This is a genomic window from Novosphingobium endophyticum, from assembly GCF_014640675.1.
In the GTDB taxonomy this organism is placed as follows: domain Bacteria; phylum Pseudomonadota; class Alphaproteobacteria; order Sphingomonadales; family Sphingomonadaceae; genus Novosphingobium; species Novosphingobium endophyticum.
The window spans coordinates 113,834-127,112 of record NZ_BMHK01000003.1 but is presented as its reverse complement, the minus strand read 5'-3'; the positions used below and the strand labels follow the sequence as shown (position 1 = coordinate 127,112).

Sequence of the window (13,279 nt, the reverse complement as noted above, 5' to 3'; positions counted from 1 at the left end):
CGTCGCAGCGGGGCGGGACCGGCTATCGGGACGCCGGGGCGGTCAGTGCCGGTTGCACGGTGCCGATGCAGGGACCAAAGCCGATCGGGATCGCGCCCTCGGCCACGAAGCGGCCCGAAAGCATGAGTTCGTCACCGTCCTCAAGGAACGTCCGTGTTTCGCCGGTAGGGAGGGAAACGGGCTGTTTCCCGTTCCGCGTGATTTCCATCAGGCTGCCCCGCGAGCCGTCGTCCGGCCCGGAAATCGTGCCGGTGCCCAGCAGGTCTCCGGTCTGAAGCTGGCATCCGTTCGAGGCGTGGTGAGCCACCATCTGGGCGATGGTCCAGTACATGTTGCTTGCCGGACCATGGCTGAGCCGCAGCGGCGCCATGCCGGCCTCGCGCATCTTCACGCTCGACAGGTACGCTTCCAGATCGAGTGCCAATGCCCCCCTGCGCTGGTCGCTGTCGTCCCAGAGGTAGGGGAGCGGCCGGGGATCCCCTTTGGCGCGCGGTGGCTGCCGCCGGCGGAAGGGCGCCAGCGCTTCCATGGTGACGATCCAGGGCGAAACCGTGGTGAGGAAATTCTTGGCGAGGAAGGGGCCGAGCGGCTGATATTCCCAGGCCTGCACATCGCGCGCGGACCAGTCGTTGAGCAGGGTGAGACCGGCGACATGGTCCAGCGCATCGGCGATGGGGATGGGCTGGCCAAGCGCATTGCCGCTCGCCATCCACACGCCCAGTTCCAGCTCGTAGTCCAGGCGCTTGACCGGGCCGAAGCTCGGCGCCTGCGCGTCGGGCGCCCTGGTCTGGCCGCTGGGGCGCGTCACGGGCGCGCCGCTCGCCCGGATTGTCGAGGCGCGGCCATGATAGCCGATGGGGACATGCTTGTAGTTGGGCAGGAGCGGATTGTCCGGCCGGAACAGTTTGCCGATGTTGGTGGCATGGTGGATGCCGGCGTAGAAATCCGTGTAGTCGGGCACAAACGCGGGCATATGCATGCGCGCATCCGCCATTGGCACCAGCAGGGGTTCGATCTCGCGCCGATGCGGGCTGTTCTTTTCCAGCAGCGCGGATATCTGCCGGCGCAAGGCGCCGCGCGGGGCGGGGCCGAGCGCGAGAAGCGCGTTGAGCGTCTTGTTCATCCCCGTGCTGGCTGCGTCCAGCGCTTCGCCCTTGAGCAGGCCTGTCAGGGTCAGTGAGGGCAGATCGAGGATCATGTCGCCAATGGCGATGCCGCCGCGCGGCGTTTGGCCTTCTCGCGAGAATATGCCGAGCGGCAGGTTCTGGATGGGAAAGTCGGCGTGATCCTGCGCGGCCTCGACCCATGACTGGCGGGCGGTGTCGTGCGTTTCGTCGATGATCGGGTGGTTCACGGTCGCTGTCCCTTCCTGCCATCCGGGTGCCACAGGATGTGCGCGGTAACGAAGAACAGTCCGCTTCGCAGACGGTTCTGCACCGCGCGTGATGTCCTACGGACGACTGCCCCAAACGGAACGCCGCGCCAAGTCATTCCTGACGGGCTGCAGGATGCGCGCTGGATCAGACCATCAGGTGACTTCGTAGAGCGCCACGATTTCCTCTTCGGTGGCCTTGTGGCCGGGCTTCTCCTTCCCGGCGATCGTCGTGCGATGCATGATGCGGCCTTCGTCGGTATAGGGGACGACGCGGTGCATCACGCCCTGGTTGTGCCAGATGACAAGATCGCCCTCGGTCCACTTGTGGGTATAGACGAGATCGGGCTGGGCCGCCCATTGCTGCAGGCGGGCCAGCAGAGCGCGGCCGTGCGCGCCGGGCATTCCGACGATGCCGTCCGCGTGCGTGCCGATGAGCAGCGACTTGCGGCCGTCTTCATGCGTCCAGACCAGCGGCTGTTCCATCACCGCGGCCATGGCCTTGTAGCGGGCGCGACGTTCCTCGCTGGGGTGGCCGTGGACCGGCCGCACGGCGGCCTCGACGCAGTGGATCACCTTGAGGTTTTCGTACTCGCGCTTTTCGTCTTCCGGCAGCAGGTCCCACGCGGCGTAGAGGTTGGCGAATTCGGTCGCGCCGCCGGTGGCCGAGAGCTTTCGGGCGGACAGGACCGTGGCCTTGGGCAGGGGCTGGTCGATGGTGATGCCATCGATGTGCCAGAAGAAAGTACCGAGCACATAATCGGGTTCGGTATTGAGCTTGCGGTTCAGCGTGATCCTGTAGACGTCCGGCGTTTCCGCGTCGGAGCCGGGGACCTGACGGGTGAAGTTCACGCGCTCGCCCAGCTTGTCGGTAAAGGCCAGTTGCAGTTCGTCGCTGGCGTGGAGCTGCGGAAAGACCAGCACGCCCCGCACTTCGAGTTCCCGGCGGACGGTCTCTATCGTCTCGTCATCGAGCAGATGGTCGGCCGAAACATGCATCAGGGCGCCGATGTTCGGTTTGATGGGTTCGACGGCAATGGTCATGGCGAAGCTCTCCCGTGGCCCGTCGGCCGGATTCTTGTGCTGTACAAGTGTACAACTTGCATCCGAACCCGTCCGCTTGTCCATAGGCATATGTGCGGGGATCGAAGCCGGATCAGTTGCCCGCGGCGTTCCAGCCGTGGATCTCGGTCATGACGTAGGCCACGGGGCGTCCACTTTCGTCGCGGGCCGGGCGAAAGCGGAAATGTTCGGTAATGTACCGGCACGTGTGGGCGTCGAGTTCGGTGCGGCCGCTCGACACCAGGATCCGGCAACCGCTGACCCGTCCGTCAATGCCGATGCGATAGCGCAGCGTCAGTTCCGCGCCCTCGCGGGCACGGCGCAAGTCACGGGGCAGGTCGGAGAAACGCAGCCTGCCGCTGGTCTGCCGGGGGAGGGTGGGGGGCTGCCTGTACCCCTGTCCGCTGCCGTACCCTCCGCTGCCGTCGCCGGCGCCGCCGCGCCCTTCGCCGCTGCCGCCGCTGCCTCGGCCCGGGCCGGTGCGGTCCGAAGAGCCGGTCGATGCCGCCGCGCCGGTTTCAGGCTCCGGCGCGGCGGTTACCGGCGGCGGCTGGATCAGCGGCGGGACGCGGGGCGGGGGGGCGACCACGGGCGTGGCCTCGTTATCGAGATTCGGCGGCGAGGGGCTGCCTTCGGCGGCGGAGGCGTCCTGTTCCTCCGGCGGCGGCGGGGGAGGCGGTTCGGGCTCCTCGGGAAGGTCGCGGGTGGTGATGATCGTTTCCAGCGTCCGGGGCATCGAGGGCAGGGGCAGGCGGACGGCGAAGCCTGAGACGAGCGCCACGACCCCGCCGGCCACAATCAGAAGCGAGGCAAGCGCTGCCAGCATTCGCTGACGGAGCGATGCATGCATGGGGTGCGCCTTTCGTTGCCATCCGAAAGGTTAAACGAGGCAGTCCGGCGCCGGGTTTCGCGTGTCAGCGGCGAAACAGCCTTTTCAGCCATGCCAGCACACGGCCGAGCATCGAAAGCCGGATGGGGGATGCCGGCGCGGCGGTTCCCGCCGCCAGCTCGATCCGGGCCTTGAGCTGCTCCGCGAAGCCATTTGCGAACCTGGGCAGCACGGGGCCGCCCATCGCCTCCCACATTGGTGCCATCGGTCCGCTGCCATTGACGCGTACGTGGAGGATCACTTGCGTGCGGTCGTCGCCCTCGGGCAGCGCATGGTATGAGCCGGTACCCTCGACCGGATCGCCGCGCAGCCTGAACGAGAAATCGACCCGTTCCGGACCGGCCCATTCATCGACATGGACGTCGACCTTTACCGTGCGCACCAGTCCGCCGACGCCTACCTTGAGCACCCAGAGCGAGTTGTCGTCGTCGACGATCTCGCATGACTGGTAGCCCGGCATGATCTCGGCCCAGCGCTCGACGTCCCTGGCATAGCTCCACGTCGTATCGATGGGAGCTATGACCGAGACCTGCTGGCGGGTCTCGATCAAAGACCGAGCCTCTCGACTTCGCGCGCGAGCAGGGTGCTCGGCTGGCCGGCGGCGTGCCGCGCGGCAAGCCAGCCGTAGGTCATGCCGCGCGCATTGGAGATGCCCGATTGCATGACCGCGCCCGTTTCCATCCGCGCCTGCGAATTGCCCGCGACGTAAAGACCGGGCATCGGCCTGTCGTCCCAGTCGAGTGCGGCGCCGTGCATGTCGGTGAGGATGCCCGAGGAGGTGATCGCCGTTCCGCCCATGCGCTCGAGCCGGACCGCGAAGAACGGCGGCTTGATCAGCGGGCCAAGCACGGGGCATGGCTCATGGAAGGGGTCGCCGCACATCCACGTACTCCAGGGATGCTCGCCGCGCCCGAAATCGGGATCGACGCCGTTCTGCGCGTTGGCGTTGAAGCGCGCGACGGTTTCCTCCAGCGCGTCGCCGTCGATGCCGGTCTTGGCGGCGAGGTCACGGAGCGTATCGGCCTGCACGCCCAGCCCCTCCGGCCAGTCGGAGCCGGGCATGACCGATCCGAACGGGTACTTTTCGCGCACCTGGCTGTCGATTACCGCCCAGCACGGGAAGTTCGGATGGGTTTGCGTCGCCCCGTCGATGTGATCGATGGTGTAGTAGAAGCTGCGGTAGAAGGCCTCGTTGCCGAAGCGCTTGCCAGCACGGTTGACGACGATCGTGTGCGGCTGGCCGATTACCGGCAGCGCGCTATTCCACAGCGGGCGGCCGTCCTCTCCTTCCATGCCGGGAATGGTGAAGCCGAGAGAGGTGATGTCCGGCACGCTGGCGATGCGCGCGCCGAGCGGGCCGGTCAGGCGGAAGTTCGCACCGTCGACGGTCGCGAACACCATCGATCCCAGTTCGAGCTGCCGGCTGAGCGTCTTGTTGTAGTCCTGGTTGCGTTCATAGCTGCTGACCGCCACCAGCACGCCCTTGCGCGCGCGGATGCGGATATCCCGGCCGTCCTTCACCGCGCGCACGCCGACCACGCGCTCCCCGTCGGCGATCAGTTCCTCGGCGCTTGTCCCGGTCATCAACGCGACATCGCGGTCGAGCGCGCCCTTGACGAAATAGGCCGCAAGGCCGGGGCCGAGGCAGCGCTCGTCGTTGGTCAGGCGTTCGGCCATCTTGCCGAAGTCCCACCTGGCGATGTTCGCCGTGCCGCCGGCGGTGAACATGTCATGGTGCGTCATCCCGTAGGGCATTTGCGGCGAGATGCGCGTTTTCTCCTGCCAATCGCCCAGCGTGGCGGCGGGGAAGGGTGCGACTTCGAGCATGCGGCCTTCGGCAACCGCGTCATTGGAGTGTCCGTAATAGTAATCCGGGCAGTCGCGGATCACTTCCATCTTCAGGCCGATCCGGTCCTCGAAATACCGCAGCGCCTCGCGGGCGTGCGCAACCTTGTTGAGGATCGCGAGGTCCGATCCGTAGCCCATCGACAGGCGTTGCAGATAGCGAAAGCCGCTCTCGGTGCTGTCCTCGATTTCCAGAGCGGCGGCATGGTGGTTCCCCGCCACCCAGACCTCGCCCATGGACAAGGCGGTGACGCCGCCGACCTGGTCTGCACGCTCGAGAACGAGTGCGTCCAGCCCCAGTTCGCTCGCGGTGATCGCTGCCGAAAGGCCGCCTATTCCCGAACCGATCGATATGAAATCGGTCTCGATGTCCCAAGCCGAAGGCGCGTTGTCGAGCATGGCGGCATATTCTCCCAAATCCTGAGCATGCACGCCCCGCGCCTTGTGGCGGGGTCGCGCCGTGCCTGACCTGTGTAATTAGGCACCCTAATCGTTTCAATAGAATTCTTTTCTACCGGGCGACGTCGCATGGGTGGCCATTTTAAGCACCGAGTTTGTTTTAAATTGTCGCTGCCGGCGGGGGGCTCCTTTCCGTCGAAGCGACGAGCCGTTGCGGCATTGGCGGAACCATGACGGGGGATGACCGTTATCGATGTCAATCCAACAAACCGGAGACAGAGCCATGACTCTCATCCTTATTCTTCTTGTCGGCGGCATCATTGGCTGGCTGGCGAGCATTCTGATGCGGACCAACGCGCAGCAGGGAATCTTTCTCAACATCGTGGTCGGCGTCGTCGGTTCGCTGATTGCCGGCGTGGTCATCACGCCGCTGATAGGCGGCGCGCCGATCACCAGCGGCGGTTTCGATATCCTGTCGCTGCTGGTTTCGTTCCTCGGCGCCGTGGTCTTGCTGGCGATCGTCAACATGTTCCGCCGCGGATCGATCAGATAATCCGGCCAGCCCGGCTGGGACAGAAGGTTTGCGCGCGCCTTAGGAAAAAAACGCGCATTTTCTCTAACGATAAGGGAATTCTCCGCCATGAAAGCCATCATCATGCCGCGCTCGACGTCCGGTTGGACTGCACTGGCCCTGGCTGCCGTCTCTCTCGGCCTGGCGGGCTGCGACAGTCCGCGAGAGGACGCGCTCGAGCAGAAGGCCGATACGGTCGAAGAGGCGTACGACGCCCAGGCCGACCGGTTGGAAGAGCAGGCCGACACCATGACGGGCGCAGCCGAAGACAGGCTGGAGAACAAGGCCGAAGCCGTCGAGGAATCCGGCGAGGCCAAGGCCGACGCGGTCGAGGACAAGGCGGACCAGTACTGACCGGACCGATCGCTTCATAGCAGAACCGTCTTGGAGCCGGGCGCGGACCTCATCCCCCGCGTCCGGTTGCCACGCCTTGCGCAGTCGCGGCGGCGCGAAAGCCGAAAATGCCGTGAATAGGTGCTTGAAATGTCTGCGAGGGGAACAGACATAGCGGCGCGTGTTCTCCGGTCCCCCCGATCCTTGCCGGCAGAGCGCTGTCACCAATACGTCAGAACACCGAACAGGAAATTTGCCATGACTATCGCCCTGATGCCGCTGCCCTATGCCCAGGACGCGCTCGCACCGCATATCTCCAGCAAGACGCTCGAGATTCATCATGGCGCTCACCATAAGACCTACGTCGACAAGCTGAACGCCGCCATCGAGGGCACCGAGAACGCCGACAAGTCGCTGGAGGACATCGTGCGGTCGGCTTCGGGCCCGCTGTTCAACAATGCCGCCCAGACGTGGAACCACGGTTTCTACTGGCAGTCCCTGTCGCCGGAACAGACCGCGCCGAGCGAAAGCCTGTCCGCCGCTATAGATAATGACTTCGGCTCGATCGACGCGCTGCTCGAAGCGCTGAGCAACGAGGCGGTCAACCATTTCGCGAGCGGCTGGGCCTGGCTGGTCGTCGATGGGGGGAAGCTGAAGGTGATCTCCACCCACGATGCCGGCTGCGCGATCACGTCCGACGTCAATCCGCTGCTGACGATCGACGTTTGGGAGCACGCCTATTACATCGATCAGATGAACAAGCGTCCCGCCTACGTGAAGGCGGTGCTCGAAAACCTTATCAACTGGAAGTTCGCTTCGGACAATTTCGATCGCGGCACGGTCTGGACCTACCCGGCCTGAGGGGACCCCGACCGGACTGGTCAATGCAGAAGGCCACCCTTTCGGGGTGGCCTTCTTTTTTCGCGGCTCGCGTGACAGAGGCGGACGCCGGTGACGGTTACTGAGGTTGCTTCTTCCGGGCGTCCGTAACGCCGGGTTCGTCGTCCAGCAGCCCTGCGAGTTCGGCGCGGGCGCGAGCAACGCGGCTCTTCATGGTGCCGATCGGGCAACCGGCGATGTCCGCGGCTTCCTCGTAGCTGAAGCCCGACGCGCCGACCAGCAGCACCGCCTCGCGCCGCTCTGCGGATAGCTTTTGCAGCGCGGTTTCCATGTCAGACAGGTGCAATGGGGCTTCTTGGTCCGCGTCCATGATCAGCAGGCGCTCGACCGCGTTATCGTCCATATCGGTCTGGCGCTTGTTGTGGCGAAGTTCGGACAAATAGTGGTTGCGCAGGATGGCGAAAGTCCAGGCGCGCATATTGGTGCCGGGCGTATAGCGATCACGCGCGACCCAAGCCTTGATCGCAGCTTCCTGCACGAGATCGTCCGCAAAGTCGGCGCGGCCCGATAGACCGCGTGCGAACGCGCGGAGGTGGGGCAGGACCGCCAGCAGCTCTTCTCGGAAGGCTTCGTCGTGCGTGCTTGACGTGATCCGTTCAGGCATCGTCGCTGCCGTCGAGCTTCTTGAGGAGATCCTTGAAGCTGTCCGGAAGCGGTTCATCCACTACGGAGTTGTAAAGCTTCCTCAGCCCTCCGGCCCAGCCCGGCTCGCCTTCGCGGCCGACTGTCGGTCCAGGCGCGGGCACCTTTTCCGGATCGCCGTTACCCTTGGGCTGATTCAACTCGAACTCCTTTTCGTGTGGACTTCATGCGGCCAGGTCGGGGTTGGGTCAAGGTCAAGGTCCAGGCCGCCGCAGCGGACCGCCCTGCCCCCCTCCCGGAAGCCGGATCCGCCCGAATTCGTGCATTCCAACACCTTCGCCTCTGGAACCATTGACGTCCCGCTTGGTTCCCCCGAAGGAAACAGAAGGCAGTTGGTGTTGCGGGTGAGCGCGCCGGGTCGCACAGGGGCGTTCAAGGAGGGCAGGAATTGCAGGGTGATTGACCAGGCTCTGCTTGATCGGGTGCAGAAGCAGGCGTGGTTCCACAAGTATCCGCGTGGCTGGCCGTTTCTGCTTTTCGTCATCGCCGGCATTACCACCGCGGCGTCGGTCATGGCGATCGAGCGCGCGGATAGCCAGACGCGTCAGGTCGAGCTTGACCGGAACCTGACCGAGATCTCCTCCGCCCTGCAACGGCGCGTCACCGAGAACATGGCCCTGCTGCGCGCCGGTGCGGCGCTTTTCGCCTCACAGGATCAGGTGGATATCGCGCAGTTCAGGGAGTTCGCACAGGACCTCCAGAGCAACGGCAGGCTCTACGGGTCGCTTGGCATGGGGTGGGCGCCGCTGGTCGGGGTCGACCAACTGACGTCCTTCGAAGCCGCAATCCGGGAGGGCGGGCGGAGCAACTTCCTCGTCTTTCCGCGCCCCGGACCGGACCGCGACGTCATGGCGCCGATCGTCTTTCTCGAGCCCGGGGCCGGGAAGAACCGCAGGGCCATCGGTTACGACATGTTTTCCGAGGAGATCCGGCGCAAGGCCATGACGCGGGCCATGGAACTGGGCAAGCCGGTGGCGTCCGGCAAGGTTCATCTCATTCAGGACAAGAGCGATGATCCCGATGCGGCGGGCTTCCTGATCTATATGCCGGTGGTGGTCGAGAGCGGACGCGATCGAAGGGTAAAGGGATTCGTCTACAGCCCGTTTCGCGCCGACGTCTTCCTGGCGTCGGCGAGGGAGATCTACCGCAACGATCAGGTCGAGGTCTCGATTTACGACGAGCGGGTCGCGCCGGAGAATCTGCTGACGGAACGCGGGACCGAGAACACGACCGGACGGGCGATGCGGCGGCGGATCGACGTCGGTAGCCATTCCTGGGTCGTCCAGGTCAGCAACAGGAGGTCGGGCCTGTTGTCACCGCTTTCGCGCGTGGTCCTGTTCTTCGGCGCGCTGGCCTCGCTCGGGCTCATGGCGATCGGCCGCTTCATCACGAAGCGCGCGGCCGAGGACCGCCGGGTGCTCGAATGGTTGCAGGGCCAGGCGTCGATCCGTGATTCCCTGACCCGCGAACTCAACCACCGGGTCAAGAACACGCTTGCCAACGTCCTGTCTATCGCGGCGCTTACGCGGCGCCGCTCGAGTGACATCGACGAGTTCACCGATAGCCTCGCGGCGCGGATCCGCGCCCTGTCCGCCACGCACGACCTGCTTGCCCGATCCGACTGGAAGTATGCCGCGCTCGGCGAGGTCGTGCACTCGGAACTGGCACCTTACGTCGAGGATCACGGCGAGGGTCATGTTGAAATGTCGGGGCCGGAGATCAAGTTGGCGCCCAATGACGCGATGTCGCTGGGCCTGGCAATCCACGAGCTGGCGACAAACGCGGCCAAATACGGCGCGCTGAGCGCTCAGGGCGGCCGCATCCATATCGAATGGAGCACTCTTTCCCCCGACCTTGCGCAGGTTCATTGGCGCGAGGAGGGCGGTCCCGCCGTCAGCGAGCCGGAGAAACGCGGCTTCGGCCGCGACCTGATCGAGAAGATCGTCGCGCACGAACTCAAGTCCGCCGTGGATCTCAGGTTCAATCCCGGCGGGGTGGAATGCACGCTCAGGGTCCCCGTGCGTCAGGCGCGGGAGTTTTCGCTTCGCAGGTCGCCACCAGGCTGACCTAGGGAAACCGCACCCGTGACGATCGTTCCGGCGTCAGTCCTTCAGCGGCTTGCTGGCGCTGAAGAACAGGGCCTGGCTGATCGCGGCGCGGACCGTGGCTTCCTGGAACGGCTTGGTGACCAGATAGGTCGGTTCGGGCCGTTCGCCGGTAAGCAGGCGTTCGGGGTAGGCGGTGATGAAGATCACCGGAACATCACCGAATTTGAGCAGGTCCTCGACCGCGTCGATACCGGAACTGCCATCCGCGAGCTGGATGTCGGCCAGCACGAGGCCGGCCGGAGCGCGCTCGAAGATATCCAGGGCCTGCGCGTGGGTGGCGGCGGTGCCGACGACGGTGTGGCCCAACTCGGTGACGACGCCTTCCAGTTGCATGGAGATCAGCGGTTCATCCTCGATGATGAGCACGTCGGTCGAACTTTCGCTTTCGATCTCGGTGATCGCCTGCCGGACCAGGGTATCGACGTTGCCTGCGTCAATTCCCAGGATGTCCGCGACATCCTCACGCGCGAAGTCCTCGACCGTCATCAGAAGCAGCGCCTGACGGTGGACGGGCGTTATCGTCGCCAGACGGGCCTGCACGGCTTGTTCGCGCCGTTCGTCAGGTGCCGGCTGCTGGGCACCTTCGACGTGGCCCGTCGACCAGATCCGGGTGAAAGCGCCATAGAGCGCGGCGCGGCTGCGGGCGATCTCCTCGCGCAGCGCATTATCGGCAAGGGCGGCTTCCAGCGTTGCCCGCACATATGTGTCCCCCGAATCCTGCGATCCGGTCAGCGCGCGAGCATAGCGGCGCAGATAGGGAAGGTGGGGGGCGATCTGATCGGAAACGGACATTCTTTACCTCGGCCTTGCTGGGCTTTCCCGGCATTATGGGTGGGGCCTGCCGCGGCCCGTTAAGCCCTTATTGCTGGTGTGACGACGGAGACGGGCGAGAGCAACCGCAAAATTTTTTTCGGCGACGCTCGATTTTCGGGAACCCATTGCGAGTCATCGCGTTTGCCCTCCGTCACCACTGGATGCCCCCCACCCCCCGTAAACCGGTGGTGACCCGATCCCAGAGGCCTTCGTTCATTCCTGATGAACGGAGGCCTCAAAGTTTCGGGGTCCCAAATGTTCCCGGATCGCTGCAAATAGGCCGGCCGTGCCATTTACGAGCCGTGCAACGCGTGCGGTGATGCGTTGCCCCTTGGCGTCTTCACGTTCGCCCGGAGCGCAAATTCCCGCGGCCGTGGCGAAAATTTGGGAACCAACCGGGCCGTGCCGGCGTTCGATTGACGGTATGCAACCACGGGAGGCTATCGTAATGTCCGCAGCGGCCGAAGCCGGGGGCGACCCGGAGCACCAGCCCGTCACGACACTCAGCGACCGCGATTTCAAACGCGCCCTGTCCGATGTGGCTCCTCACCTTCGCGCATTTGCCCGCGGTCTTTGCGGATGCCGGGATCGCGCTGACGATCTCGCGCAGGAGGCGATGCTGCGCGCTTGGGCGGCGCGTGACAGGTACTCGGCGGGAACCAATTTCAAGGCTTGGATCTTCACGATCCTTCGCAATCATTTCTACAGCGAAATGCGCCGTGCGCGCTTTCAGGGCGAATATGACGAGTTCGCCGCCGAAAGCATTCTGCGCACCCCTGCCACGCAGGAACGCGCGGTCGAGTTGGCGGACGTGCTGCGCGCGCTGCGTGCCATTCCCGAAACGTACCGTGAGGCGCTGATCCTGGTCGCGGCGGGGCACCTGTCCTATGAAGAGATCGCCGGCATCTGCGGAGTCGCGCTTGGCACCGTCAAGAGCCGCATCTGCCGGGCCCGCGCAATGCTTTCCCAGGTCATAGAATCCGGGCAGCTGCCGGACTCTCGACATGACTTCGTCCGCACCGGAGAGACTATAGACGCCTTTTTCGCGGAGCTGGTCAAGATCGCCAATACCGACGAGCTTGCCAGCCTCGCCGCCTGACAAGGGATTTCACGCCGTGGGCCACACGCTTCGTAATTGCACCGAGTTGCCGGAAGGTGGCGCCAAGGTATTGATAGTAGAAGACGAATTCCTGGTTGCAATGCAGCTGGAAGACATAATTTCGGACAGTGGGTACGACGTGCTCGGAACCGTTGCGGACTTTGCCTCGCTTTCGGCTTTGGGCACGGCGCCCGATATCGCGTTCGTGGATCTCAACCTGCGTGATGGACTGACCGGCCCGGCTGTCGCCCGTGCTCTTGCGGGAAAGTTCGGCTCTCGTGTGATCTACGTCACCGCCAACCCCGGTCAGATCGGCATTCCGGCTGACACCGCCGTCGGTGTAGTCCAGAAGCCGTTCTCGAGCCGCGCGATACTGGCGGCGTTGACCTACGCTCTTTCGGATTGTCCTGAAGCGGCCCGGCCGGCAGGCCTGGAGCCGTTGGCGCGGAGCCCGATGTCGGCGCGCGCGTAAAGGGGCGCTGCGCGCATTCGACGTCGATCAGGCGCCCCGGCGTCGATAGGGTCGGACGTTGATAAGATCAGACGGAGCCGACCGCGTGTTCGCCGGCGCTCTCCTGATCTATCGGTTTGCCGGTAAGGAGACGGAAGGCCCCTTTGACGCCGAGGTGGGCGGTCCAGACTTCGGCATCCTCGATATCGAAGCGCAACATGACTACTTCCCGGTCACCCAGTCCCTCCGGGAACCATGCTTCGACCGCGTTGCTCCAGTGCTGGGCGCGCACTGCGGCGTCCGTTTCCTCCACAAGAACCCCCGATAGTGAGGCGAAGACCTCATGCTGGAGCGTGGCGACCTCGCCAGTAGCCGCGCCCCCGGAGGCGATCCGGTTGTTGCGCCGGGTATAGAACCAGATCGCGTGATGCGCATCCTGGTCAAGCTGGGCCGTCATCGGCTCGGCGTGTCCCGGGATATTTGCCAATCGCATCATGATGACCGGGCTGGCATGGAAGGCCCTCCAGAACGCTGTGCGCATATCCTTGTCCATCTTTCTGTCCATGGTGCGTCTCCTTTCCGTCCACAGGCATAACGTACCGTGTATCGCCGCGTTCCCGGCGGAAAGCTTCTTTCCACGCAGCAGCATGGTCCGGGCGAGTCATCCATCCCGCTAGCGATCTTGCACGATCTGCGCTGGAACTCGCGGCTTCGATGCCGTAATGAACACACCTGTTGGATAGTTGGGAGCTGCGGTCGTGAAGTCCGTCCGAAGACGGATGGCCGCCGGCAAAA

Annotated in this window: 15 protein-coding genes; 6 read left to right on the top strand and 9 right to left on the bottom strand. The window is 64.6% G+C overall.

The genetic code is table 11. The features are described 5' to 3' along the window. Positions 1 to 22: 22 nt before the first annotated feature. The 5 genes from fahA to IEX32_RS03355 all read right to left on the bottom strand — a co-directional run bounded on the left by fahA (position 23) and on the right by IEX32_RS03355 (position 5,567). Complete coding sequence (gene fahA, locus IEX32_RS03375; protein WP_188768414.1) at positions 23 to 1,354, bottom strand: fumarylacetoacetase; 1,332 nt, start codon at positions 1,352 to 1,354, stop codon at positions 23 to 25. 174 nt (positions 1,355 to 1,528) lie between these two features. Further along, entirely contained in the window at positions 1,529 to 2,416 is an 888-nt protein-coding gene (locus tag IEX32_RS03370) for a TauD/TfdA dioxygenase family protein (RefSeq protein ID WP_188768413.1), read from the bottom strand. A 112-nt stretch (positions 2,417 to 2,528) separates the two neighbouring features. Continuing rightward, complete coding sequence (locus IEX32_RS03365; RefSeq protein WP_188768412.1) at positions 2,529 to 3,284, bottom strand: energy transducer TonB; 756 nt, start codon at positions 3,282 to 3,284, stop codon at positions 2,529 to 2,531. A gap of 64 nt (positions 3,285 to 3,348) precedes the next feature. Beyond that, positions 3,349 to 3,873 carry an SRPBCC family protein gene (locus IEX32_RS03360; protein ID WP_188768405.1) on the bottom strand — a complete coding sequence of 175 codons (525 nt, stop codon included), beginning with the start codon at positions 3,871 to 3,873 and terminating at the stop codon, positions 3,349 to 3,351. After that, positions 3,870 to 5,567: an FAD-binding protein gene (locus IEX32_RS03355; RefSeq protein WP_188768403.1), complete on the bottom strand. Its 1,698-nt coding sequence runs from the start codon at positions 5,565 to 5,567 to the stop codon at positions 3,870 to 3,872. Before IEX32_RS03355 ends, IEX32_RS03360 begins: the two co-directional genes overlap by 4 nt. A 283-nt stretch (positions 5,568 to 5,850) precedes the next feature. Between IEX32_RS03355 and IEX32_RS03350 the strand changes: the two genes are divergently transcribed. From IEX32_RS03350 to IEX32_RS03340, 3 genes are all read left to right on the top strand, one after another. Beyond that, a complete protein-coding gene (locus IEX32_RS03350; protein ID WP_188768401.1) occupies positions 5,851 to 6,120 on the top strand; it encodes a GlsB/YeaQ/YmgE family stress response membrane protein in 270 nt (89 codons plus the stop codon). A gap of 87 nt (positions 6,121 to 6,207) precedes the next feature. Then, complete coding sequence (locus tag IEX32_RS03345; protein ID WP_188768399.1) at positions 6,208 to 6,492, top strand: hypothetical protein; 285 nt, start codon at positions 6,208 to 6,210, stop codon at positions 6,490 to 6,492. A gap of 237 nt (positions 6,493 to 6,729) precedes the next feature. Next, positions 6,730 to 7,332 (top strand): superoxide dismutase, encoded by a 603-nt coding sequence (locus tag IEX32_RS03340; protein ID WP_188768398.1) that lies wholly within the window; start codon positions 6,730 to 6,732, stop codon positions 7,330 to 7,332. A gap of 97 nt (positions 7,333 to 7,429) precedes the next feature. Here IEX32_RS03340 and IEX32_RS03335 read toward each other — a convergent pair whose 3' ends face one another. Next, complete coding sequence (locus tag IEX32_RS03335; RefSeq protein WP_188768396.1) at positions 7,430 to 7,975, bottom strand: sigma-70 family RNA polymerase sigma factor; 546 nt, start codon at positions 7,973 to 7,975, stop codon at positions 7,430 to 7,432. Beyond that, entirely contained in the window at positions 7,968 to 8,153 is a 186-nt protein-coding gene (locus IEX32_RS03330; protein ID WP_229735852.1) for a NepR family anti-sigma factor, read from the bottom strand. The genes IEX32_RS03335 and IEX32_RS03330 overlap by 8 nt, the downstream gene beginning before the upstream one ends. Before the next feature lie 255 nt (positions 8,154 to 8,408). Between IEX32_RS03330 and IEX32_RS03325 the strand changes: the two genes are divergently transcribed. Then, a complete protein-coding gene (locus IEX32_RS03325) occupies positions 8,409 to 10,079 on the top strand; it encodes a CHASE domain-containing protein (protein ID WP_188768394.1) in 1,671 nt (556 codons plus the stop codon). 36 nt (positions 10,080 to 10,115) lie between these two features. Here the strand turns inward: IEX32_RS03325 and IEX32_RS03320 are convergent, their stop codons facing one another. After that, complete coding sequence (locus IEX32_RS03320) at positions 10,116 to 10,913, bottom strand: response regulator (protein WP_188768392.1); 798 nt, start codon at positions 10,911 to 10,913, stop codon at positions 10,116 to 10,118. A gap of 469 nt (positions 10,914 to 11,382) precedes the next feature. Here IEX32_RS03320 and IEX32_RS03315 point away from each other — a divergent pair, with 469 nt between their 5' ends. Then, positions 11,383 to 12,033 (top strand): sigma-70 family RNA polymerase sigma factor, encoded by a 651-nt coding sequence (locus IEX32_RS03315; protein ID WP_188768391.1) that lies wholly within the window; start codon positions 11,383 to 11,385, stop codon positions 12,031 to 12,033. A gap of 46 nt (positions 12,034 to 12,079) precedes the next feature. Next, entirely contained in the window at positions 12,080 to 12,505 is a 426-nt protein-coding gene (locus IEX32_RS03310) for a response regulator (RefSeq protein WP_268236709.1), read from the top strand. A 67-nt stretch (positions 12,506 to 12,572) separates the two neighbouring features. Here IEX32_RS03310 and IEX32_RS03305 read toward each other — a convergent pair whose 3' ends face one another. Further along, positions 12,573 to 13,049: a pyridoxamine 5'-phosphate oxidase family protein gene (locus IEX32_RS03305; protein ID WP_229735850.1), complete on the bottom strand. Its 477-nt coding sequence runs from the start codon at positions 13,047 to 13,049 to the stop codon at positions 12,573 to 12,575. Positions 13,050 to 13,279: the final 230 nt, after the last annotated feature.

What these genes read in the sequence shown, in the direction of transcription:
- IEX32_RS03370 (WP_188768413.1), bottom strand. Translation starts at nt 2,416, where the DNA reads ATGACCATTGCCGTCGAACCCATCAAACCGAACATCGGCGCCCTGATG.
- IEX32_RS03365 (WP_188768412.1), bottom strand. Translation starts at nt 3,284, where the DNA reads ATGCATGCATCGCTCCGTCAGCGAATGCTGGCAGCGCTTGCCTCGCTT.
- IEX32_RS03355 (WP_188768403.1), bottom strand. Translation starts at nt 5,567, where the DNA reads ATGCTCGACAACGCGCCTTCGGCTTGGGACATCGAGACCGATTTCATA.
- IEX32_RS03350 (WP_188768401.1), top strand. Translation starts at nt 5,851, where the DNA reads ATGACTCTCATCCTTATTCTTCTTGTCGGCGGCATCATTGGCTGGCTG.
- IEX32_RS03345 (WP_188768399.1), top strand. Translation starts at nt 6,208, where the DNA reads ATGAAAGCCATCATCATGCCGCGCTCGACGTCCGGTTGGACTGCACTG.
- IEX32_RS03340 (WP_188768398.1), top strand. Translation starts at nt 6,730, where the DNA reads ATGACTATCGCCCTGATGCCGCTGCCCTATGCCCAGGACGCGCTCGCA.
- IEX32_RS03335 (WP_188768396.1), bottom strand. Translation starts at nt 7,975, where the DNA reads ATGCCTGAACGGATCACGTCAAGCACGCACGACGAAGCCTTCCGAGAA.
- IEX32_RS03320 (WP_188768392.1), bottom strand. Translation starts at nt 10,913, where the DNA reads ATGTCCGTTTCCGATCAGATCGCCCCCCACCTTCCCTATCTGCGCCGC.
- IEX32_RS03315 (WP_188768391.1), top strand. Translation starts at nt 11,383, where the DNA reads ATGTCCGCAGCGGCCGAAGCCGGGGGCGACCCGGAGCACCAGCCCGTC.
- IEX32_RS03305 (WP_229735850.1), bottom strand. Translation starts at nt 13,049, where the DNA reads ATGGACAGAAAGATGGACAAGGATATGCGCACAGCGTTCTGGAGGGCC.